The organism is Ruminococcus sp. OM04-4AA (genome assembly GCF_003462585.1).
Lineage (GTDB): Bacteria > Bacillota > Clostridia > Lachnospirales > Lachnospiraceae > Mediterraneibacter > Mediterraneibacter faecis.
This window is the reverse complement of the sequence record NZ_QTZH01000024.1, coordinates 21,661-45,610: the sequence shown is the minus strand read 5'-3', so window position 1 is coordinate 45,610 and position 23,950 is coordinate 21,661. Positions and strand designations below refer to the sequence as shown.

The window sequence follows — 23,950 nt, the reverse complement described above, 5'->3', positions numbered from 1 at the left end:
GAGCGTATGGAAATTAACTATAACGTTCTATTTTTTTTCCTTTTTTGAAAAGTGATTAAAAAACTATTGACATTTTGTTACTGGTGTTCACACAAAGCACTTCCTATATTAGAAAAAATAGTGTATACTTAACAAGTACATATGTTCGAAAAAGGAGTGCAATATGAGCAAAAAGAAATTTAAAACCATATTATGTGGATGTATAACGGTCCTTTGTCTTCTTTTGACATCCTGCGGTTCACTGCAGATATCACAAGGCTCAGGCAATCAGGATTCTGACCGCGGAAATCAAACGACAACAGAAACGACATTCGCATCAACAGGGCAGATAGAATCCGTAGATACGTTGGAAGAAGTACCGGAGTATACAGGACAGCCATACGTGGAGATCAATGATAATGAGCCAATATTTACAGAAGATGAGCTTACGACAGATTCTTACGAAGAATACAGCCCGTTAGATGAACTGGGAAGATGCCAAACAGCGGAAGCCTGTGTAGGTGAAGATTTGATGCCGACACAGAAGAGAGAAAGCATCAGTAGTGTGAAGCCAACAGGCTGGGTGAATAAGGAATATGATGGAATTGACGGTGGATATCTGTACAACCGCTGTCATCTGATTGGGTTCCAGCTGACAGGTGAGAATGCGAATGAGCGCAATCTGATAACAGGAACACGCTATATGAATGTAGATGGTATGCTTCCATTCGAGGATGAGGTGGCAGATTATGTCAAAGAAACGGATAATCATGTGATGTATCGTGTCACTCCAATCTATAGCGGTGATGACCTGGTGGCTTCCGGAGTCCAGATGGAGGCGAAGTCTGTGGAAGATGATGGCGCCGGGGTGACATTTAACGTATATGTATATAATGTGCAGCCATATATTGTGATCAATTATGAGACAGGAGAAAGTTATCAGACGGAAGAACTCGCAACGCCGGAAGGTGAGTGGGCTCCAGGAACAGAAGCTGAAGTGACTGATAAAAATGTATCCAATTCATCAAAAACATCAAATCCAACCAAAAAAGAAACTTATATATTGAATAGGAATACAAAAAAGTTTCATAAATCAACTTGTTCTGGTGTGAAGGACATCAAAGCAGAGAACAAAGAAGAGTATACAGGAAGTAGGTCGGATTTGATTAAAGAAGGATATGAGCCTTGTGGCAGATGCAAGCCGTAAGAGTTATGAGAAGAGTTATGAGATTAGAAATGGTTGCTGGTCGCACGAAGTGAAAACAGCAACCGCTAATGTGTAAGCACATGTGGTCTCAGACCTTTTTGCTATAGAGATTATTATAGAAAATATAATATCAACATATAACAGATAGTTCCAGCCACTTTCGAAGTACTGTCAGTAGAAGTACAATCAGTATTATTGTTGGAATCATAAAGGAATTCGCTCCGAAGAGAATCAGACATACAAGCGAAACCAGGATTCCAATCATAGAAGAAACATGGATTTTTTCTTCCACCCAAGTCCTTTGAATTTATCTAACATGGAAAGTCCATAGAAAAGATGTCTGGCCTGGATCATCACAGCCATGATCAGTACCTCCTGATATAGTTCAGAATTATAGCATGATAGGCTTGCTTTGTGTTAATGTCTTTCGGATTGTACAATTTTTTTTGAAAAAAGTGTTTACAAACCACATAAAACCATCTATAATACAAATAGAAACCACAAGAAAACAATAATAAAGAAGAAATAAACCACACAAAACAACATTGCGGTAAATGAGTAAAAACAGGAGGAGTAGAATAATATGAAGATTTTAGATGCAAAGTTTGTACAGGATTTTATTAAAATGGCAAATGACGGATTCCTTCAGGGATGGCATGAGAGAAATGGTGGTAATTTAAGTTATCGTTTGAAACCAGAAGAGGTTGAGCTGATCAGACCACGTCTGAATGAATCAGGAGAATGGACAGAGATCGGAACAGAGGTTCCGGGACTTGCAGGAGAATTCTTCCTTGTAACAGGAAGTGGAAAGTATTTCAGAAATATTATCGTTGATCCTGAAGTATGTCTTGCAATTATTGAGATTGATTCTACAGGAACAAAATACAGAATCCGTTGGGGACTGGTAGAGGGAGGAAGACCGACAAGTGAGCTTCCAACTCATCTGATGAACCATGAAGTGAAGAAGAGAATCACAAACGGAAAACATCGTGTAATCTACCATGCACATACAACAAATACAATCGCACTGACATTCGTTCTTCCTTTGGATGATCAGGTATTTACAAGAGAACTTTGGGAGTCAGCAACAGAGTGTCCGGTCGTATTCCCGGATGGAGTTGGAGTTGTAGGCTGGATGGTTCCGGGCGGAAGAGCAATCGCAGAGAAGACAGCTGAACTGATGGAGAAATACGATGTTGCTATTTGGGCACATCATGGAATGTTCTGTTCAGGAGAAGACTTCGATCTTACATTCGGTCTTATGCATACAGTAGAGAAGTCAGCAGAGATCCTTGTGAAGATTCTTTCTATGACACCAAGAAAGATTCAGACAATCACACCGGAGAACTTCCGCGAACTGGCACATGACTTTAATGTAACACTTCCAGAAGAGTTCCTATATGAGAAAAAGAAATAATTAAATTTCTAAGAAAATAATAAAACGTATCAAATCGACCGGATATTCAATAGTGATAATTGAAATTCAGTCGGTTTGATGCGTTTTTTTATAACCATTTCTTAAAAGTGCGTGCTATAATAAAACAGGTCGGAAATTCTATAGATGATCAGAAAAGCGAAAGGAATGGATAAAGTAGATTAATGTTATATACAATCCCGGATTATTATCATGAATTTAGCTGTGTTGCAGGAAAATGTGAGGACACTTGTTGTGCCGGATGGCAGATCGTTGCAGATGAAGCTTCATTAGAGAAATATAAAAATGAGACAGGCACATTTGCAGAGCGTATGAAAGAATCTGTCAACTGGGAAGAAGGAACATTCAAGCAGGATAAAGACAGAAGATGTGCTTTCCTGAATCAATCAAACCTCTGTGATATGTATACCGCCTTGGGAGAAGAGAGCCTGTGCAGAACCTGTAAATTGTATCCAAGACATATTGAAGAATTTGAAGATGTGCGGGAGGTTACACTTTCTGTATCCTGTCCGGAAGTGACGAGAATCCTGATGAATAAAAAAGAACCGGTACATTTTCTTACTTATGAAACAGATGAGGAAGAAGATTATGAAGATTTTGATCCGTTTTTATATTCGAAACTGTTAGATGCAAGAGATGTGATGATTGAGATTTTACAGGACAGAGAGGAAAAGCTGAATCTGCGAGCAGCTCTTATTCTGGCGATTGCACGTGATCTGCAGGAATGTATTGACGAAGAAGATATATTCTCGATGGATGATGTATTTGATTACTATCAGGCTGAAGAAGGCGTGCGGGGAGTGAAAAATGCTCTTGCAGAAGTGGATTACTATACACATAGTAGAAAGATGTTTCAAAATCAGTATCAGATGGAACATTTAAGAGCGGATTGGGAGTCTTATCTCCAAGAAACAAAGAAATTATTATATAGAAATGTAAATGAAAAAATAGACAAAAAACGATATGTTGAGATGATACAAGAATTTCATGCTTGGATGGCGAAAGAAATGCCGGAATATGAAATACAGTATGAACAGCTCCTTGTATATTTCATCAGTACCTATTTTTGCGGTGCAGTATACGATGGAGAAGCGTTTGCGAAAGCACAGATGGCTGTTGTCAGCACCCTGTTGATCCATGAACTTCTGATGGCGCAGTGGATGAAGCAAGAAAAAGTGCTAGATATAAATGATGTGATAGATACGGTGTATCGTTATTCAAGAGAACTGGAACATTCTGATTCGAACCTTAATTTAATGCAAGAATTGCTGCAAGAAAGTAACGAATAGATGGGAGAAATTCTTGACAGTGTTTTTTTAACATGTTATGCTATAGTCGATTTTGAGAGACGAAGATGCAGAGTAACAGACAGAGTCTTTTCAAAGCAATTGTTTCGGACCACCCAGCGAGGTTAAGGCCATACGGACAGCCGGGTCCACTGCCGATTATGGTAACTTTGGTTGCCTTATTGATTGAGTGAAAAGCTCTAATTTTATAAGTAGGTTTCTTTGATAGCCTTATGCGCCAGACGCGCAGACTTGTGAAACGGTCAATAAGAGTAGTAAAAGTATAATTGCTATATAGACTCTGACACGCATGATCCAGAAGTTTTATTTAAAAATCTAAGAGAAGATATTGACTTTTCTGTTACAGCTGAGAATAAAACAGACGAATACATACCGAACGCAGGTTTGTGGCTTAGCGCCCTTATCTGCGTTTTTTCTGTATTAAGAAAGTGTTTTGACAAAGGAACCTGGAAAGAGAGGAAATATGAAAGGGAGTCGTTTTAAATTAAACCAGAATCATGCACCGATTCATGAGGCTCTGGAGACTTTCCGGCGAATGAGAGTTGTGCCATTTGATGTCCCTGGTCATAAACGGGGAAGAGGAAATCCGGAGCTGACAGAATTTCTCGGACAAAAATGTGTAGGCGTCGATGTCAACAGTATGAAACCACTGGACAATCTCTGCCATCCGGTATCTGTAATACGGGAAGCAGAAGAACTGGCAGCAGATGCCTTTGGAGCAGCACATGCATTTTTAATGGTAGGGGGCACGACAAGTTCTGTACAGACAATGGTTCTGACTGCCTGCAAACGTGGAGATGAGATCATATTGCCACGTAATGTTCACAGAAGTGTGTTGAATGCACTTGTTTTATGTGGTGCGATCCCTGTTTATGTAAATCCGGAGGTAGACCAGCGGCTTGGGATTTCCCTGGGAATGCAGAGAGAACAGGTAGCAAAAGCGATAAAAGAACATCCAAAGGCAGTTGCAGTGTTAGTAAATAATCCGACTTACTATGGAATATGCAGTGATCTGCGAGCAATTGTCAAGATGGCACATGAGGCAGGAATGATGTGTCTGGTAGACGAAGCGCATGGAACACATTTTTATTTCGGTGGCGGACTTCCTGTTTCAGCTATGGAAGCAGGCGCAGATATGGCGTCCGTATCCATGCACAAAAGCGGAGGCAGTCTTACACAGTCGAGTCTGCTTCTTACAGGTCCGGACGTACATGCCGGGTATGTGCGGCAGATCATCAATCTGACACAGACAACATCAGGAAGCTATCTTCTGATGTCGAGTCTTGACATTTCAAGAAGGAATCTTGCACAGCGTGGCCGTCAGATTTTCCATCAGGTAGCAGATATGGCAGAATATGCCAGAGAGGAAATCAATGCAATCGGTGGTTATTATGCATTTGGAAAAGAACTGGTAAATGGAAATTCTGTTTTTGATTTTGATATTACAAAGTTAAGTGTACATACGTTGGATATCGGACTCGCAGGAATTGAAGTTTATGATATTCTGCGTGATGAATACGACATTCAGATCGAATTTGGAGATATTGGAAACATTCTTGCTTACCTTTCGATCGGAGACCGTGCACAGGAAGTAGAACGGCTTGTGAGTGCACTTGCGGAGATCCGCAGACGTTTTCAGACAGACGGAACAGGACTTCTGAGTCAGGAATATATTGATCCTCAGGTAGTGGCCAGTCCACAGGAAGCTTTTTATGCAGAGAAGTGCAGTCTGCCACTCCGGGAAACAGAAGGTATGGTCTGTAGTGAATTTGTGATGTGTTATCCACCTGGAATTCCGATCCTTGCGCCTGGGGAACGCATCACAGCAGAAATTCTGGATTATATCGAGTATGCAAAAGCGAAGGGGTGTAATATGACCGGACCGGAAGATCCGGATATTTTGAAACTGAATGTTCTGACAGGGAGGTAATAATAATGGAAATGTGGTTTTCAGAATTCCATACACCGGATGTGAAACACAGTATCCGGGTAAATCGTCAGCTCTTTTCCAGACAGAGTGATTATCAGAGAATTGATATTTTTGAGACACCGGAATTTGGCCGTGTTCTGACTCTGGACGGAAATGTAATGCTGACAGAACGTGACGAATTTATTTATGACGAGATGATCACGCATGTGCCGATGGCGATTCATAAAGAAGCAAAAGAGATTATGGTGATTGGAGCCGGAGATGGCGGTGTCGTTCGTGAACTGACCAGATACGACAGGGTCAGGCACATTGATCTGGTAGAAATGGATCCGATGGTTGTCGAGGCATGTCGTGCATACCTTCCGGAAAATGCATGCAGACTGGATGACAGAAGAGTACATCTTCATTACGAAAATGCACTCCGTTTCATCCGAAGATGCGAGGCAAAATATGATCTCATTATCGTAGATTCTTCTGATCCGTTTGGCCCATCGGAAGGATTGTTTACCCGAGAATTCTATGGAAATTGTTACAATGCGTTGAAAGAGGATGGAATTATGGTCAACCAGCAGGGAAGTCCATTCTACGCAGAAGATGCACATGCAATGCAGCGAAGCCATAAAAGAATTGCCAGTACATTTCAGATCAGCCGTGTTTATCAGGCGCATATCCCAACCTTTGCCGCGGGTTACTGGTTGTTTGGATTTGCCAGCAAAAAATATCATCCCGTAGATGATCTGGACGCAGAAGCATGGAATGCATTAAATCTTCGTACACGTTACTATACAACAAGACTCCATAAAGGAGCATTTTACCTTCCGGCATTTCTGGAAGATATGCTGAAAGAAGTGGAGGAATAATTCATGATTTTACCGAATATAGAAACTTTTATCGGATGCGAAAGCAGCTTTGAGGAAGCATCGATTGTCCTTTATGGTGCGCCGTTTGATTCGACGACAAGTTTTCGTCCGGGCGCAAGATTCGGTCCGGCAGCTATGCGTCATGAGAGTTTCGGACTTGAAACTTACAGTCCATATCAGGACAGAGACCTTATGGATATCAGTGTATTTGACAGTGGGGATCTGGAACTTTGCTTTGGAAGCAGTGAAATGGCGCTTTCGGATATTCAAAAGAGAGCAGAAGAAATATTGAAATCAGATAAATTTCCATTGCTTCTGGGAGGAGAACATCTGGTGACGCTGGCAGCAGTACGCGCTGTAGCTGCGAAATATCCGGATCTACATATCATCCATTTTGATGCACATGCAGATTTAAGGGATGATTATCTGGGAGCCAGATTGAGTCATGCATGCGTTCTGCGAAGATGCCATGATCTTCTGGGAGACGGACGTATTCATCAGTTCTGTATCCGAAGCGGAGAGAGAGAAGAATTTAGATTTGCCGCGCAGCATACAGATTTCCATCCACTTTCTTTTGACGGACTGGAAGAGACTGTAAGAGAATTGAAAGAGAAAAATGTACCAATTTATTTTACAATTGATCTAGATTGTCTGGATCCGGCAGTATTTCCGGGAACAGGGACTCCGGAGGCGGGGGGAGTAACTTTCTTAGAGCTTCTTGAAGCCATCCGTACAGTTGCACAGGCAAATGTAGTAGGAGCGGATGTGAATGAACTTGCTCCTATGTTGGATGCAAGTGGTGTCTCAACCGCAACAGCATGTAAGGTTCTTCGTGAACTGCTTCTTGCAATTGCAAAATAAACCGGCAACTTATAAGAGAGCAATTATAAATATACAACTGTTGAAGAAAACAGTTACATGTCAAGAAAAGGAGAAGAGTTATGAGTAGAGTACTTGTAATCGGCTGCGGAGGAGTAGCCAGTGTAGCAATTCAGAAATGTTGTCAGGCAGATGAGGTCTTCACAGAACTTTGTATTGCAAGCCGTACAAAGGAAAAATGTGATGCACTTGCAGAAAAGCTAAAAGGAAAGACAAAAACAGTTCTTACGACAGCTAAGGTTGATGCAGACGATGTGGATCAGCTGATCGAACTGATCAATGATTACAAACCGGATCTGGTAATGAATATTGCGCTTCCATATCAGGATCTGACGATTATGGATGCGTGTCTGGCATGTGGCGTAAACTATATGGATACAGCGAACTACGAGCCGGAAGATACGGATGATCCGAAGTGGCGTGCGATTTACGAAAAACGCTGTAAAGAAGAAGGATTTTCAGCATATTTTGATTATTCCTGGCAGTGGGCATACCGCAAAAAATTTGAAGATGCAGGTCTTACAGCACTGCTTGGATGCGGATTTGACCCGGGTGTCACACAGGCATATTGTGCATATGCATTAAAACATGAATTTGATCAGATCGATACCATTGATATTCTGGACTGCAATGGCGGTGATCATGGATATGCATTTGCGACAAACTTTAATCCGGAAATCAATCTTCGTGAAGTAAGTGCACCGGGAAGTTACTGGGAAAATGGACATTGGGTAGAAATCCCGCCGATGGATATTAAGAGAGAATACAACTTTGATCAGGTCGGAGACAAGGACATGTATCTGCTTCATCATGAGGAAATAGAGTCTCTTGCGAAAACAATTCCAGGTGTGAAACGTATTCGTTTCTTTATGACTTTTGGACAAAGTTATCTGGATCATATGCGTTGTCTTGAGGATGTGGGAATGCTTTCTACAACACCGATCCAGTATAATGGACAGGAAATCGTTCCGATCCAGTTCCTGAAAGAACTTCTTCCGGATCCGGCAAGTCTTGGTTCACGCACAAAAGGAAAAACAAATATTGGCTGTATTTTTACCGGTGTAAAAGATGGAAAAGAGAAGACTTACTATATCTATAACGTATGCGATCATCAGGAATGCTACCATGAGGTTGGAAGCCAGGCAATCAGTTATACAACAGGTGTTCCGGCAATGTGCGGAGCATTGATGATGCTGACTGGAAAATGGATTAGACCGGGTGTATATACCGTAGAGGAATTTGATCCGGATCCGTTCCTGGACGCACTTGACCGTTATGGTCTGCCGCGCAGTGAAAATCATGATCCGAAGCTGGTAGACTGATGGAAAGATTAGATAAAAGAGCACCATTTACAGCCACCGGCGGAATTATTCCGCCGGAATTTCAGAACATCAAAACACCTTGTTATATACTGGATGAAAAAGCACTTATAGAAAACGCAAAACTGCTCGGTGGAGTAGCAGAACGGACAGGATGTAAGATGCTTCTGGCACAGAAAGCATTCAGTAATTATGATTGTTATCCTTTTTTTGAACCGTATCTGGCGGGTACAGAGGCCAGTGGATTGTATGAGGCAAGATTAGGGGCAGAGGAAATGGCGGGAAAAGAAGTTCATGTATTCTGTGCAGGTTACCGGGCGGATGAATTCGAGGAACTTCTTCAATACGCCGATCATATTGTATTTAATTCTCCGTCCCAGCTTCTTCGCTTTGGAAGAATGGCGAAAGAGGCAGGAAAGAGCGTGGGACTTCGAATCAATCCGGAATGCTCTACCCAGGAGGGACATGAGATTTATGACCCTTGTGCACCGGGAAGCCGCATGGGTACAACAAGAGTACAGTGGGATGAAGCAATTGTGAAGAATCCGGAGTTGATGGAACTTTTGGATGGGGTTCATTTCCATACTCTCTGTGAGCAGGACTCGGATGATCTGGAGACAACCCTTGCTTCCGTAAAGAAACAGTTCGGTGATTTGATTGCCAAAGTGAAATGGATCAATTTTGGCGGTGGTCATCATATTACAAGACCAGGATATGATATTGAGCGACTGGAGCGATGCATTCGAACGGCACAGGAAGAATGGAAGGTTGAGGTTTATCTGGAGCCGGGAGAAGCCTGGGCATTGAATGCAGGATTTCTTCTGACCAGTGTGCTGGATGTTCTGAAAAATGGAGACACACAGATTGCAATCGTAGATGCCAGCGCCGCCTGCCATATGCCGGATGTACTGGAAATGCCTTATCGTCCACCGCTTCTTGGATCATCGGATGAGACAACAGATAGCGGGATTACAGTCCGGTTAGGAGGTCCAACCTGCCTGTCAGGGGATATCATTGGAGACTATAAATTCAGCAAACTACCGGAATACGGAGATCTCCTTCTGTTTGGAGATATGGCGATTTATACGACTTGCAAAAATAATACATTTAACGGGATGCCATTGCCGGATATCTGGATCAGACATGCTGACAGAACCATGCAGCAGCTAACCGTATTTGATTATACAGATTTTAAAGAAAGATTAGGAAGCCGTGAATAGCGGCTTCCTAATACATTTATTTAACACATTTCTTGTTTCACATCAACGTCCATACCCAATATACAACTCCAAGCGCCCAGCTCGTCACAATTCCATACAGGATCACCGGTCCGGCAATCGTGAAAATCTTACAGCCAATACCAAAAACCTGGCCCTCCTTCTTATATTCAATCGCAGGTGCAGCAACAGAGTTGGCAAAGCCGGTAATCGGAACAAGTGCACCGGCACCGCCCCATTTAGCAAGCAGTGGATAAATTCCGGTACCGGTGAGAAGGATACTCAGAAGAATGAGCAGAATAGAAGTCCAGCTGCTGCAGTCATCCGGGGAAAGTTTTTTCAATTCACAGAAATGATAAATACATTGTCCAATCAGGCAGATCATTCCACCAAGGAAGAACGCCTTCATCATGTTGAACCACACATTGTGCTGTGGTGTTTTCTTTTTGACATAGGCTTCATATTGTTTCTGTTGTTTTAATTGTTCTATTTTGTCCATAAATGAAATCCCTTCTTTTTTGTTTTCAAATTCTACACATAGTTTTTCACAAAATGAAAATAATATCCTTAAAAATAAATAATGAAACATCAGAAATGAGGAAATGATATGAATGATACGGGAAACAAGAACCGGACAATTGAGTCGGAGTGCGGTCCTTTTCATCTGTCCCAGCTTCGTGGAGCACAGAGCATTGTATTCACAAAAGCACCTTATCTTCTAAGCGCAGCATCTGTTGCCGGAAGCAAAGAAGCTCAGGGACCGCTTGGAAAATACTTCGATCTGACAAATGAGGATGACCTGTTTGGAGCAGAGACCTGGGAGGAAGCCGAAAGCAACATGCAGAAGGAAGCCTGTGTACTGGCACTTGGAAAGTCGCATGTAGATCCGAAGTCTGTGCGTTATCTCTTTGGTGGAGATCTTCTCAGACAAGGGATCGCAACTTCTATGGGAGTGGAAGATCTGCAGATTCCCATATTCGGCCTGTATGGCGCATGTTCCACATCAGGAGAAGCACTGGCATTAGCAGCAATGAGTGTGGCAGCAGGATACGGAGATTACATGCTGGCAGTAACATCCAGCCATTTCGGAAGTGCAGAGAAAGAATTTCGATTTCCGTTAGGATATGCGAACCAGAGACCACTTTCCGCACACTGGACCGTGACAGCCAGCGGGGCTTTCCTCGTAGGAAGCCATCTGAATAAAATACATTCCGATAAGCAACGTCAAAGAAAATCCCAGTTCCGGCATGTTCGGATCACCGGCGTTACGATAGGGAAGATTGTGGACTTTGGCCTGAAGGATTCACAGAACATGGGGGCATGTATGGCTCCGGCTGCAACCGATACCATCTACCGTAATTTTCAGGATCTTGGACGTACACAGGAAGATTACGATCAGATTATAACAGGTGATCTTGGATATATTGGTCAATCCATACTTTTTGACCTAATGAAAAGCAGAGGATATGATATCAGAAAAAAGCATATGGATTGTGGAATGACTATCTTTGATCAGGAGACACAGGATACACATGCCGGCGGAAGCGGCTGTGGATGCGCAGCGTCAACACTGGCTTCTTATATTCTGCCAAAGATTGAGAACGGAGAATGGAGAAGGATACTCTTTGTGCCGACCGGTGCATTGATGTCAACGGTCAGCTTCAATGAAGGAGCAAGTGTGCCTGGAATTGCGCATGCGATTATGATCGAACACTGTTGAAAAGCCCTATTATAATAGGAAGAAGTAAAAAATGTGCTAAGTGTGTGTTAAAAAAAGAAAAGGAATAGAAAAATGGATTATATAAAAGCATTTTTAATCGGAGGTCTCATCTGCGCTGCAGTGCAGATTCTTCTGGACAGAACAAAGCTGATGCCGGGACGGGTTATGGTATTACTCGTCTGTACAGGCGCAGTGCTTGGATTTATTGGAGCATACGAACCATTTGTAAAATTTTCAGGAGCAGGCGCAAGCGTTCCACTTCTGGGATTCGGAAATGTCCTGTGGAAAGGTGTGAAGGAAGCTGTTGATAAAAACGGATTCCTCGGAATCTTTCTGGGAGGGTTCAAGGCAAGTGCCGCCGGAATCAGCGCAGCACTTATTTTTGGATACCTGGCTTCATTGATTTTTGAACCCAAAATGAAGAAATAAACGAGAAATCACTATAATGTTACAAAATGTTACAAGGTTCATAAAAATATACATGAAAATATCTTGACAGTAAAAGAAAAATGAAATATCATTAATTGAGTATTAAAGGCAATAAGATACGACGGAACAAGGAGGCACGGCAGGACAGATTTTTTATCCCAGGTGTCTCTTTCATTGTGTAAAAGGATGAGTTAAAGATGATTGATATACATAGCCATATCTTGCCCGGAGTTGATGATGGAGCGTCTTCGATGAAAGAAAGTCTTCATATGCTTTCTATGGCGAGAAGACAGGGAATCACAGATGTGTTTGCAACTTCACATTATTCCAAAGCGTTTCCGAACAGAGATCCGGAGAAGCTGAGACGGCTTCGGGATGAGCTGATGAGCCGTGCAAATCGTCCGGTGCAAGGACCAGAGGGAAAGGTGAAGTGCAAAAGACCAATTCGAATCTGGACAGGTCAGGAGATTTTTTATTCTAATAGTGTTATACGACTGCTTGAAGAGGGAAAACTGCTTACGTTGGCAGACAGTAATTACGTACTGGTTGAGTTTATGCCGTCAGTGCCTTATTCAGAGATATGTACAGCGGTGAGGAATCTGTCAAGAGCAGGATATACTCCGGTAGTTGCTCATGCGGAGAGGTATCGTTGCCTTAGAAAAGGTAAGCGTGTGGAAGAACTGATCGATCTGGAAGCATTGATCCAAATGAATTACAGATCCGTCAGTGGAGGCTGGCATGATGCAACAGCGCGCTGGTGTAAGGATAATCTGAAAAAAAGGAATATCCATTTTATGGGAACTGATATGCACAATATCGGGAGCAGAATGCCTGATACAAAAGAGCCAATGGGTTGGATGAGGAAGCATTTAGACAGTACTTACCTCAGACAGATAACAAGAGAGAATGCACTTCGCATTACAGAAAACAAAATAATAAAATAAAGGGGAGCAAAGATGGGAAAGACGCATGATGACGACGAGGTCGAGATTGACCTCAGAGAACTATACTACGCATTGAAAAAGCGTGTTTTGGTAATCCTTGCAGCCGTACTGGCAGGAGCAGTGATTGCCGGAGCAGCAACAAAGCTTTTGATGACACCTGTTTACAGCGCAACATCTACAATGCTTGTTCTCACAAAGGAAACAACACTTTCTTCACTGGCTGATCTGCAGATCGGTAGTCAGCTGACGAAAGACTACAACATCCTGATCACAAGCCGTACAGTATTGCAGGACGTAGTAGATGAACTGAATCTGGATATGACATATAAAGAGTTGATGGAATGTATCACAATAGAGAATCCAAGTGATACACGTATTCTTTCCATTACAGCAATAGACAAAGATCCAAAGATGGCAAAGAAGATTGCTGACACGCTGGCGAAGACATCAGCTGACTTTATCGGAGACAAGATGGAAGTAACACCACCGAAAGTTATTGAAGAAGGTGAAGTGCCGACAATCCAGACAAGTCCGAGTACAAAGAAGAATGTGCTGATCGGAGCACTGGCTGGTCTGATTCTTTCCGCAGGTATTATTATCCTTCTCACACTGATGGATGATACAATCAAGTCAGAGGAAGATATCGAGAACTACCTCGGTCTGACAACACTGGCAAGTATTCCGGATAGAAAAGACTACATTACAGGAAAAGGACCTCGCAATTCAAGCAAGACAACATCGAAGAAAAAGAAGAAAAGGAGGAAAAAATAAATGGCAATTCAGAGAGTTATATTGACAGATTCCAGAAAAGAAGATGTCTTCTATGAAGAGGCTATTAAAACCCTCCGTACAAATATGCAGTTCAGTGGTGTAGAGACAAAGAGTATTGTTCTCACAAGCTGTTATCCAAATGAAGGAAAAAGTGATGTGGCTTTCCAGCTTGCAGTAGAGATTGGAAAGATGGGAAAGAGAGTTCTGATCATAGATGCAGATATTCGTAAGTCCAGTTATATCAAACGTTACCAGATCAAACAGAAGACCAATGGACTGTCACAGTATTTAAGTGGACAGGTTGCTTTGGAAGAAATAATTTATTCTACCAATTACCGTAATCTTGAGATTATCTTTTCAGGTCCGTATGCTCCGAACCCGTCAGAGCTTCTGGAGCAGGGACGTTTTGGCAGATTGATCGAAGAGACAAGAAAAGTTTATGATTATATTTTGATTGATACACCACCGATCATCAGTATGAGTGATGCAGCAATCGCAGCAAAACAATGTGATGGAGCAATCCTCGTAATCGAGAGCGAAGCAGTAAGCAGAAGAGATGCAATGAAAGCAAAAGAACAGCTTACAAAGAGTGGATGTAAGCTTCTCGGTGCAGTACTGAATAAAGTGGATATGAAGAAAGAAAAATACTATAGTAAGTATAATTCATACTACTACGGTAAAAGCAAACAGGAATAGCCGGATATGCAGTGGAGAATATCCGCTGCATATTTCAGTTTACAGAGAAAAAACAGACAAAGCATTTAAGATAAATAAAATCAGATGTTTTGTTATGCAGTCAGACAGAAGATTATCAGGGGAAAAGGGTGTACGCGAATGTATAGGAAGAACAGTAACGGCTGGTTGAAGCACTGGGATTTCATTATACTAGATCTTGTTGCATTACAGCTGGCTTATATAAGCAGTTATGTATTGCGCATGGGAACAAGTGATCTGTATCATAACGGATTATATCTGAATATCGGGATTATTATTATACTGATAGACATTTGTACAGCTTTCTTTACAGAGCCATATCATGGGATCATGAGAAGAGGATATTTTGTAGAGTTTAAGAATGTATTGAAGCATGTGTTTATCGTGAGTGTGCTTGTGATCGTATATCTTTTTATGAGCAAACAGGGAAGCATGACCTCGCGTCTTGTGATCAGCTCATTCATTCCAATGGCAGTGGTTCTGCTTTATGCGGTGCGAATCGTATGGAAGAAATATTTGCTGAAACATGGCAATATGCTCTATTCAAAAATAAATATACTCCTTGTTTCAACAAGTGATGAAATAGATTCCATGTTAAGACGGGTGGAACAGAATGTATTTAATGAATTCGATATTGTCGGAATCGTACTTGCAGACCGCGAACCGGAAGAAAATGAAATGATCGAAGGAATTCCGGTTGTAAGTAAGATTGATACAGTAACTGAATACATACAGAAAAGATGGGTTGATGCTCTTCTTGTTGGAATTAAGAAGAAAACATTGATACCGGAAGATTTGTTTGAAACATGCGTGAACATGGGAATTACAGTTCACGAATGTCTGGGAGACAGAGCAGGATGGGCAGGAAATCAGTTTATTAACCGCATGGGTGGATATACAGTCCTGACTTCCAGCGTCAGAGTGATTTCCTCACGGCAGGCCATGATGAAGAGAACGATAGACATCTGTGGCGGAATCGTTGGAATGATTCTGACAGGTATCATTACAATATTCCTTGCTCCGGCAATCTATATTGCTTCACCGGGGCCAATCTTCTTCTCTCAGATGAGAGTAGGAAAAAACGGTAAATTATTTAAGATCTATAAATTCCGAAGCATGTATATGGATGCAGAGGAACGCAAGAAAGAACTGATGAAACAGAACGAGATGAAGGGGCTCATGTTCAAGATGGAGAATGACCCAAGAATCATCGGAAGCGGAGCGGATGGAAGCAAGCATGGACTTGGCTGGTTTATCCGTAAGACATCTTTGGATGAATTCCCGCAGTTCTGGAATGTACTCAAAGGAGATATGAGTCTCGTAGGAACCCGTCCACCAACAGTAGATGAGTGGAAACAGTATGAGCCATATCACCGCGGAAGACTTGCCGTGAAGCCGGGACTGACCGGAATGTGGCAGGTGAGCGGAAGAAGTGATATCACTGACTTTGAGGAAGTTGTAAAGCTTGATATGGAATATGTCAAGAACTGGAATATCGGAATGGATATCAAAATTCTGCTTAAGACTGTCGGAGTTGTGCTTAAGGGCAGTGGATCCAAGTGATGGATTAGATAGAAGAGATAAGGAAAATGATATAAGAATGATGATCTGCAGTGGAACCGGGAGGGGAAGCTGCAGGTGTTATTGATATTGAACGTATGGCTACATGAAGAAAAAACAAAGAATTGAAATAAAGTTTAGGAGGATATTAGGACATGAAAAAGGAGTATAGAATTGCAGTTGCTGGTACCGGTTATGTTGGTTTGTCGATTGCGGCTCCGACGAATGTCTACCTCAAACTTTCAGTGGCGATTTGATGGTCTACGGTGGCGTATAAAACTCATGCAAAATACCCCTACTGCGAGCCTGTTCTATTGCAGAGCAAGGTAGTGACATGATACCTTCATTTTTCCGAAGAATTAGAGGTAGTGAGGGGGGATGATTGTTCATGTTGCAACAAAGAAGTGCTATGTAGTTGTATAGTTTTAACAAAGTGAGTTTGCGTACGGGTTATGACAATAAAGGTCAGCACTTTGAAAAACGGAGAAGCGCGACAGCGGGTTATGACCATAAGACTTAACACTTTGTTGGTGAGCTGCTACGCGAACGGTGAATTCTTTAGAGACGGTTTTATTGAACTGTTTCCAAGGGGCAACTGTGGGATAGTCTGCGATTGGCTAGGACGGTATTTTTTGGAATATGCCAATGTAAGAAGTTGGTACACATCTGGTGAAACGGAATCAGAATGGTAAGTGCCTCCATTGATGATGCGGCTAGTATAGAAGAAAAACTGCTGTAATACTAGTGCGTCATGTTTTGAGATGCTTACAAAAATTCAGCTTGCAATAATAGAATTCTCATGCTAATCTAATACCACGCAGTCATCATTCTGATGAACTGCAAAAAGATCTATGAACCAAATCGGTAATTATTCAATAAGCTCAGATTTTCGAGCAGATAATCCGATGACAACCCAAAAAGATGAATATTGTTTGAAGATTATGTGATGGAGTAAGTTTCTCAAATATCTGATTTTAAGGGGATAGTTACTTCCATAGAAAACTATCTTGTGTTAAGATAAATATAACTTTAGAATCCTCTTCTTCAGGCAATCATTCGTTGCACAGAAGAGAGGAGAATTCTATGAAAGAAAACAAGAAAAGTGTATCAACTAAGAGCGTATCATCACATTGTAAAGAATCGAAAGAGGAGCAGGAAGACTTTATCATGCTTCCAACGGTAGATTTCTGTTTCAAGGAATTGATGCAGAATGATAACATCCGCAAGAATATTATCGCAGCACTATTGAACGTTCCATCCGGTGAGGTAGAGAACACGGAACTTATGCCTACGAATCTCAGAAAAGAATCGAAAGATGATAAGTATGGGATTTTAGATGTCCGGGTGAAACTGAAGAATGGAGAACAGATTGATTTTGAGATGCAGGTAGAAGCATTTGATTGCTGGGCAAATCGTTCTGTTTATTATCTAAGTAAGATGTATACAAGTGAAATAAAAGAAGGCGAGGGATACGATTGCTTGAAGAAGTGTATCCATGTGAGCATTCTTGCATATGATCATTTTCTAGATGATAAAGAGTGTTATCGGAGAATTGCATTCTGCGATGCAAAGACAGGAAAAGAGTATACAGATCTTATGGAGATGCATATCTTAGAATTGTCAAAACTTCCACCGGAAGAGAAAAATGAGACAAGCCTGTTGCAGTGGATGCGCTTTCTTGGAGGAAAAACCAGAAAGGATTTTGAAGAAATGGCAAAGAAAAATTCTGAATTGGAAGAAGCATATGACGTATTGGATAAATTAAGCGCAGATGAAAAGAAGAGATTAGAATACGAGACAAGGCAAAGAGCAATCAGAGATTACAATATAGGAATGTTAACCGCAGAAAGACGAGGAATTGAAGCAGGACGCAAGATTGGAATAACAGAAGGAGAAAACAGAATTAACCAGTTAAATATTGAATTATCAAAACTCGGGCGTACAGCAGATATATTGAAAGCGGCGGTTGATAAGGAGTATCAGGAAAAGCTATTGAAAGAGTTTGAGTTATAATCTAATTTATGGGATATAAGGGATATCTCGGAAGCGTGGAATTTTCTGAAGAAGATGAAATATTTTTTGACAGGGGACTTGGAATACGTTCTTTGATCTCCTATGAAGGGGATAATGTAAAAGACATTAATTACAGGTAATACAGGTCAGGATGGTTCTTATCTTGCGGAGTTCCTTCTGGAGAAGGGATATGAAGTTCATGGGATTGTCCGCCGTGCGTCTATTTCTAACACGGTTCGTATTGACCATTTGATTGAGGAGGATGCTCGATTATGCAGTTGTTGAGCATGAACAGAACCGAAGTTGAAGATGTATATCTCGGTCAGTGCAGAGAATAAGGAAGCGGCTGAAGTGGTAGAAGAAGAAATCTGTGAAGGCGCAAGAGAAAATACTATTTTCTCTTGCCTCTTGCCATCCGTGCAGGATACCATTTTTGAAACCATGCTGTGAAAAGTCCCATCAATACAGGAATCAGATTATTCACAAGGATAAGCACACTTCCAAGTCCGGCTTTCTTAAGCAGAAAGGTCCAGATTGCTGTCAGCACATATAACACTCCCCATGCTGCTGCAAGAATATAATTTGTTTTCATAAAGAGAGGGTTCCGGTGTGCACTTTCACCACCATAATTATATTTTACATACGCAGCGCATAAAGGTTCTTTTGTCAGGCATGAAAGCAGCCAGAATAGTCCAAATACAAGATATCCGATGTTTGTCAGAAGAACTCCGTTTCCGGTTATATTTGCGGCTGCAGAAAGTATAGCAACAGCTGCCATAGAGAGCTGATCCCAAATTACAAATTTACGATTTCGCATAATAAATGGTACTGTTGCGACCACAAGTAGTGTGATCACAGCTCCGACTTCCGGATGAATAGAAACAGCAATCCAGAACGTAATCCACGGTATAAGCATTGTCATCATGGAAGGATTTTTCTGTTCAATCGTATTTTGAGGCGTTTTCTCTGTTTTTTTGACTACAGATGCGCTTCCGAAGAATTTATCCCAATCAATCATCAAGGAAAAGTCACCGGATACCGTATACATCTGTTTCCCCAATGCTTCTGCGCCACCGATTTCTCCACGGGAAATAGCTGACCATACAGTAAAAGGCGTATCTATGCGAGTAGTTGGAGAAAGACGTCCGTCAGTAAAAACTTCACTTCCAGTCTTGCTAAGCTGAATCTGGTAGGTGTGTCCCAAATCGGTAAAGTGTATCTCAAGTACGCGTTCTTTTCCATCATAGCTGTCTTTGTTATAAAGAGAGGCCATTTGCCGGGTAAATACAAGATCATCCGGTTCCTTTTCTCCGGTCGTTTTACTAATGCCCCAGCTGGCATCTGCCATTTTTTCAAACACATCTCTGGGATATAAAAGCGTGTGGAGTATTGTATCTGTTTTTTCAGAAATTGTTCCAGTCATTGCATATTCTGAGCCGGCACACTTTACAGTGGAAAGATATTCATCTGTTCTTGCAGACAATTCTTTTACACGGAATAATTCTCCCTGACCACAAAAGATGGTCGTATAATTTCCTTTGCCGAGAAAATGATCAAACATCCGCAATACACTGTCATAGTTTCCAACAGCAGAATAAAAGCCACAGGTGGAGATCAGCACATGTCTTTTACCTTCCATATCATATCTGGAGTCATGACTTCCGCTTCCGTATCCGTCCTGCTTTGAACTCATAAAAGGAAGACTCATAGGAAGCTGACGATCGATCAAATTCTTTAAGATAGCTGGGACATTAAAATAGTACAGTGGAAAAGACCAAAGAATAAGATCAGCATCAATCAGTTTTTCAATAACCGTTTGCATATCATCCTTGATACAGCATATGCCAGGTGTTTTCTGCCAGCACGCAAAGCATCCTTTACACGCAGCTATATTCATTGAAGCTACATGGAGTTCATCGATGGAGAGGCTTTCTTCATCATTCGTACATCCATTTTTAAATCCTTCAATGAAACTGTATGCAAGCTTTAATGAATTACTTCTTTTACCTTTAGGACTCCCGTTGATCAGAAGTATCTTCATGCTTTCATCCCTCCACGTTCATACATAATAAGGTGTGAGTGCAAAAAGTAAAATTTTTCCACTCACTGATGCAACCGGATTGCTCCATTGCTATGCAATTCCCGCACCTACATCATAATAATAAAGTATAAGAGATGCTTACAAAATCCGCAACCCGAATTTCGCAAAATTGTTGTAAAGTATTATGGAAAAGTGATATTATGAAACTAATATTTGGAAGGTTATGTGATGAGCATAGAAAGATGCAAAGTAGTAGTTGAGGAAAGCTTCTGATATGAATTATGATTTAATGAGAAGACTGCAGGAAGAACCGAGTGAAGAGCATTTATGGGATATGATCCTCAGTTATCAAAATATAATGTTTAAAACATATTCCGGTTTGCCGTTCACCTATGAAGTGAGAAAAGGAAGAAATGGTGAATATACGAAAGAATTATGGATCGACCGCAGAGAAAAAAGTAAAAGTCTGGCCTGGAGTTCGGTGAAGCTGGCGTTTCATAATATAAAGCAGACAGGAGAAATAGTGGAAAGGCCGAAGGCTCTTGGAGATATCAGGGGCGTTACCTACATTTATGGAATGTTTTATCGATTTGGACTGATCGATGTACCGGATAAAGTGAAAGAAAAAATGAAGGAAATATGAAACAACAGAAATTATTAAGCCTGATCCGTCAGGCAATACAAGATTATAACATGATAGAAGAGGGCGATAGGATTGCTGTAGGCGTTTCCGGTGGAAAGGACTCGTTGACATTGCTGTATGCAATGAAACTGCTGCAAGGATTTTACCCGAAGCGGTTCGAATTATCCGCCATTACCTGTAACGTGGGATTTGAAGGAATGGATTTTACGGGTGTAGCAGAGTATTGTAAGCACTTGGAGATTCCTTATGAGCAGGTCGATACAGAGATCGCCCGGATCGTATTTCAGGAAAACAAGGATGTAAGGCCGTGTTCGTTGTGTGCAAAACTTCGGAAGGGTGCGATGTATCAACGACTGGGAGAGCTTAGAATCAATAAGATGGCATATGCACATAATAAGGATGATTTTATAGAGACAGCATTGATGTCATTGATCTATGAAGGACGATTCTATGCATTTCCACCGGTGACAGAATTACCGGAAGCCGGAGTGACGGTGATCCGTCCGATGATGTATGTTCCGGAGCAGGGGGTAGCGCATTTTGTTGCAGACCAGGGAATCCGTGTGGTTAAGAATACCTGCCCGGTAGACGGCTCAACAAAAAGAGCGTATGCAAAACAGCTAATAGAGCAGATCAACAGGGAGACACCAGGGGCGAAGGAGAGGATTATGCATGCAATCATGAACGGAAGGTTTCCTGACTGGCCAATGTAGCAATGGAAAGCGATTAAGAAAATGCATTTTTTACTTCCCTATTTCGCCTATCTGTGTTACACTAACGAATGAGTTATTTAACTTTTTTGTAACAATTACGAAAGTGATAGGCTCATTGAAAAGGGAAAACAACATGGAAATGCATATAACTATTTGTAGAGTGGGATACAGATAGTTAATAGGAGGAATTATTTATGTGTGGAATCGTAGGATTTACAGGAAATCATCAGGCAGCTCCGATTCTGTTGGACGGATTGTCCAAGTTGGAATACAGAGGATATGATTCAGCCGGTCTTGCAGTGCGTGACGGAGAGCATCTGTCACAGGTTGTTAAGGCGAAGGGACGTTTGAGCAATCTTTCAGAGAAGACTGACAGTGGTAAGGCACTTAAGGGAACTTGTGGTATCGGTCATACACGCTGGGCGACTCACGGTGAGCCGAGCCAGGTGAATGCACATCCGCATGTGTCAGGAAACTGTGAGAAAAGTGGTTCCGGTACCGTGGAGTCTGAAGTGGTCGGAGTTCACAATGGTATCATTGAGAATTACACAGAGCTGAAAGAGAAGCTGTTAAAGCATGGTTATACATTCTACAGTGATACAGATACAGAAGTAGTGATTAAGCTGGTTGATTACTATTATAAGAAATACAATTTAGGACCGATCGATGCGATCGCAAAGACAATGGTTCGTGTACGTGGTTCTTATGCACTTGAATTGATGTTCAAGGATTATCCTGGAGAGATCTGGGTTGCTAGAAAAGACAGCCCGATGATCATCGGTATCGCAGATGGCGAGACCTATGTGGCATCTGATGTTCCAGCTATTCTGAAATATACAAGAAATGTATATTATATCGGAAATCTTGAGTTTGCGAAACTTACTCCGGGCGAGGCTCATTTCTATGACCTGAACGGTGATGAGATCGAGAAAGAGACAACAGAGATCAAATGGGATGCAGAGGCAGCAGAAAAGGCTGGATTTGAGCATTTTATGATGAAAGAGATCTATGAGCAGCCGAAAGCAATCCGTGATACTCTGAATTCAGTTGTAAAAGACGGAGTGATCGATTTTACTGATATTGATCTTACAGAGGAAGAGATCAAGAAGTACAGCCAGATTTACATTGTTGCGTGCGGATCTGCATGGCATGTCGGAGTAGAGGCGCAGTATGTAATTGAAGAGATGGCCCAGATTCCGGTTCGAGTAGAGCTTGCATCTGAGTTCCGTTATCGTGAGATGCCGCTTGTGAAGGATGGTCTGGTTATCGTGATCAGCCAGTCCGGAGAGACAGCAGATACATTGGCAGCAATGCGTATGGCGAAAGAGAAAGGACTTGCTACACTTGCAGTTGTAAATGTAATTGGAAGCAGTATTGCCCGTGAGGCGGACAAGGTGTTCTATACACTGGCAGGACCGGAGATTTCGGTTGCGACAACAAAGGGATACAGTGCACAGCTTGTGGCTTTGGATTGTATTGCGGTTCAGTTCGCGAAGGTGAAGGGGCTGATCACAGACGAGCAGTACAGCTACTACATTTCTGAACTTCAGACGATTCCGGACAAGATCGAGAAGATTCTTCAGGACAAGGAGAGAATCCAGTGGTTCGCAGCCAAATATGCGAATGCACATGATGTTTTCTTTGTAGGTCGTGGAGTTGATTATGCAGTGTGTCTGGAAGGAAGTCTGAAACTGAAAGAGATTTCTTATATTCATTCCGAGGCTTATGCAGCAGGTGAGTTGAAGCATGGAACAATCAGTCTGATCGAGGACAACATTCTTGTGATCGGAGTTCTGACACAGAGCAAGCTGTATGAGAAGACAGTCAGCAATATGATGGAATGCAAGAGCCGTGGCGCATATCTGATGGGTGTGACAAACTATGGCAATTATGAGATGGAAGATAAGGTAGACTTTACAGTCTATGTTCCGAAAGTGGATGAGCATTTCATGGGAAGTCTCGCAGTGATTCCGCTGCAGTTACTTGGATATTATGTAAGTGTTGCGAAGGGACTTGATGTAGATAAACCGAGAAACCTTGCGAAGAGTGTAACAGTAGAATAAAGAAAAAGCAGGCAGGACAAACTTGTTCTGCCTGCTTTTTCTTTATTAAAAACCGCATCCGTTTCGCCCGTTTTTCTTTACGTGATACAGAGCCTTGTCGGCATCTTTGAAAATACTTTCGCTAGGATTTTCACGGTCGGAAAATGCGGCCCCTGCACTGATTGAAACTTTTGGGATGCCTATTTCAGAATGCAAAATGATGAATA

General features: G+C 41.8%; 22 protein-coding genes and 1 pseudogene. 20 read left to right on the top strand and 3 right to left on the bottom strand.

Going from position 1 to position 23,950, the window contains the following annotated elements; translation table 11 throughout:
- Window positions 1-163 precede the first annotated feature (163 nt).
- From DXB52_RS08730 to DXB52_RS08690, 8 genes are all read left to right on the top strand, one after another.
- Entirely contained in the window at window positions 164-1,186 is a 1,023-nt protein-coding gene (locus DXB52_RS08730) for a DNA/RNA non-specific endonuclease (RefSeq protein ID WP_118106974.1), read from the top strand.
- Between the two features lie 583 nt (window positions 1,187-1,769).
- Window positions 1,770-2,603, top strand: coding sequence for a rhamnulose-1-phosphate aldolase (gene rhaD / locus DXB52_RS08720; protein WP_117579692.1), 834 nt, complete (start codon window positions 1,770-1,772; stop codon window positions 2,601-2,603).
- 182 nt (window positions 2,604-2,785) lie between these two features.
- Window positions 2,786-3,910, top strand: coding sequence for a flagellin lysine-N-methylase (fliB, locus tag DXB52_RS08715; RefSeq protein WP_118106970.1), 1,125 nt, complete (start codon window positions 2,786-2,788; stop codon window positions 3,908-3,910).
- A gap of 481 nt (window positions 3,911-4,391) precedes the next feature.
- Entirely contained in the window at window positions 4,392-5,858 is a 1,467-nt protein-coding gene (locus DXB52_RS08710; RefSeq protein WP_117542394.1) for an aminotransferase class I/II-fold pyridoxal phosphate-dependent enzyme, read from the top strand.
- 5 nt (window positions 5,859-5,863) lie between these two features.
- Window positions 5,864-6,718: a polyamine aminopropyltransferase gene (speE, locus tag DXB52_RS08705; RefSeq protein WP_020436216.1), complete on the top strand. Its 855-nt coding sequence runs from the start codon at window positions 5,864-5,866 to the stop codon at window positions 6,716-6,718.
- Between the two features lie 3 nt (window positions 6,719-6,721).
- Window positions 6,722-7,579, top strand: coding sequence for an agmatinase (speB, locus tag DXB52_RS08700; protein WP_015528169.1), 858 nt, complete (start codon window positions 6,722-6,724; stop codon window positions 7,577-7,579).
- A gap of 80 nt (window positions 7,580-7,659) precedes the next feature.
- The gene (locus DXB52_RS08695; RefSeq protein WP_117916942.1) at window positions 7,660-8,919 is read left to right on the top strand and encodes a saccharopine dehydrogenase family protein; all 1,260 of its coding nucleotides are present in this window, start codon (window positions 7,660-7,662) and stop codon (window positions 8,917-8,919) included.
- Window positions 8,919-10,136 (top strand): carboxynorspermidine decarboxylase, encoded by a 1,218-nt coding sequence (locus DXB52_RS08690; protein ID WP_118106967.1) that lies wholly within the window; start codon window positions 8,919-8,921, stop codon window positions 10,134-10,136. The genes DXB52_RS08695 and DXB52_RS08690 overlap by 1 nt, the downstream gene beginning before the upstream one ends.
- Window positions 10,137-10,173: 37 nt before the next feature.
- Here DXB52_RS08690 and spoVAC read toward each other — a convergent pair whose 3' ends face one another.
- Window positions 10,174-10,632 carry a stage V sporulation protein AC gene (gene spoVAC, locus DXB52_RS08685; RefSeq protein WP_055170376.1) on the bottom strand — a complete coding sequence of 153 codons (459 nt, stop codon included), beginning with the start codon at window positions 10,630-10,632 and terminating at the stop codon, window positions 10,174-10,176.
- Between the two features lie 108 nt (window positions 10,633-10,740).
- Here spoVAC and DXB52_RS08680 point away from each other — a divergent pair, with 108 nt between their 5' ends.
- The 9 genes and pseudogenes from DXB52_RS08680 to DXB52_RS08640 form a co-directional block, all read left to right on the top strand.
- Entirely contained in the window at window positions 10,741-11,853 is a 1,113-nt protein-coding gene (locus DXB52_RS08680; RefSeq protein WP_330677897.1) for a stage V sporulation protein AD, read from the top strand.
- 72 nt (window positions 11,854-11,925) lie between these two features.
- Window positions 11,926-12,282, top strand: coding sequence for a stage V sporulation protein AE (gene spoVAE / locus DXB52_RS08675; protein WP_117542369.1), 357 nt, complete (start codon window positions 11,926-11,928; stop codon window positions 12,280-12,282).
- Window positions 12,283-12,479: 197 nt separating this feature from the next.
- Window positions 12,480-13,226: a CpsB/CapC family capsule biosynthesis tyrosine phosphatase gene (locus tag DXB52_RS08670; RefSeq protein ID WP_117542368.1), complete on the top strand. Its 747-nt coding sequence runs from the start codon at window positions 12,480-12,482 to the stop codon at window positions 13,224-13,226.
- A 12-nt stretch (window positions 13,227-13,238) separates the two neighbouring features.
- On the top strand, window positions 13,239-13,997 hold the full coding sequence (locus DXB52_RS08665) for a YveK family protein (RefSeq protein WP_117542367.1): 759 nt from the start codon (window positions 13,239-13,241) through the stop codon (window positions 13,995-13,997).
- A complete protein-coding gene (locus tag DXB52_RS08660; RefSeq protein ID WP_117542366.1) occupies window positions 13,998-14,693 on the top strand; it encodes a CpsD/CapB family tyrosine-protein kinase in 696 nt (231 codons plus the stop codon).
- A gap of 84 nt (window positions 14,694-14,777) precedes the next feature.
- Entirely contained in the window at window positions 14,778-16,274 is a 1,497-nt protein-coding gene (locus DXB52_RS08655; protein ID WP_330580693.1) for a sugar transferase, read from the top strand.
- 1,080 nt (window positions 16,275-17,354) lie between these two features.
- A complete protein-coding gene (locus tag DXB52_RS08650; protein ID WP_118106965.1) occupies window positions 17,355-18,284 on the top strand; it encodes an Rpn family recombination-promoting nuclease/putative transposase in 930 nt (309 codons plus the stop codon).
- Between the two features lie 8 nt (window positions 18,285-18,292).
- On the top strand, window positions 18,293-18,424 hold the full coding sequence (locus DXB52_RS17030; RefSeq protein WP_264466793.1) for a hypothetical protein: 132 nt from the start codon (window positions 18,293-18,295) through the stop codon (window positions 18,422-18,424).
- Window positions 18,414-18,545, top strand: a pseudogene (locus tag DXB52_RS08640) (GDP-mannose 4,6-dehydratase); the annotation flags it as partial. The gene DXB52_RS17030 and the pseudogene DXB52_RS08640, both read left to right, overlap by 11 nt.
- A 130-nt stretch (window positions 18,546-18,675) precedes the next feature.
- On the opposite strand, the gene DXB52_RS08635 reads toward DXB52_RS08640, so the two are convergent.
- Window positions 18,676-20,325 (bottom strand): flavodoxin family protein, encoded by a 1,650-nt coding sequence (locus DXB52_RS08635; RefSeq protein WP_118106963.1) that lies wholly within the window; start codon window positions 20,323-20,325, stop codon window positions 18,676-18,678.
- Window positions 20,326-20,599: 274 nt separating this feature from the next.
- Between DXB52_RS08635 and DXB52_RS08630 the strand changes: the two genes are divergently transcribed.
- The 3 genes from DXB52_RS08630 (at window position 20,600) to glmS (ending at window position 23,744) form a co-directional block, all read left to right on the top strand.
- A complete protein-coding gene (locus DXB52_RS08630) occupies window positions 20,600-20,968 on the top strand; it encodes a hypothetical protein (RefSeq protein ID WP_227189737.1) in 369 nt (122 codons plus the stop codon).
- The gene (locus tag DXB52_RS08625; RefSeq protein ID WP_117567946.1) at window positions 20,965-21,681 is read left to right on the top strand and encodes a tRNA 2-thiocytidine biosynthesis TtcA family protein; all 717 of its coding nucleotides are present in this window, start codon (window positions 20,965-20,967) and stop codon (window positions 21,679-21,681) included. Before DXB52_RS08630 ends, DXB52_RS08625 begins: the two co-directional genes overlap by 4 nt.
- 194 nt (window positions 21,682-21,875) lie before the next feature.
- The gene (gene glmS / locus DXB52_RS08620) at window positions 21,876-23,744 is read left to right on the top strand and encodes a glutamine--fructose-6-phosphate transaminase (isomerizing) (protein ID WP_117567947.1); all 1,869 of its coding nucleotides are present in this window, start codon (window positions 21,876-21,878) and stop codon (window positions 23,742-23,744) included.
- Window positions 23,745-23,789: 45 nt separating this feature from the next.
- Here glmS and DXB52_RS08615 read toward each other — a convergent pair whose 3' ends face one another.
- The gene (locus DXB52_RS08615; protein ID WP_227189738.1) at window positions 23,790-23,939 is read right to left on the bottom strand and encodes a diguanylate cyclase domain-containing protein; all 150 of its coding nucleotides are present in this window, start codon (window positions 23,937-23,939) and stop codon (window positions 23,790-23,792) included.
- Between the last annotated feature and the right edge of the window lie 11 nt (window positions 23,940-23,950).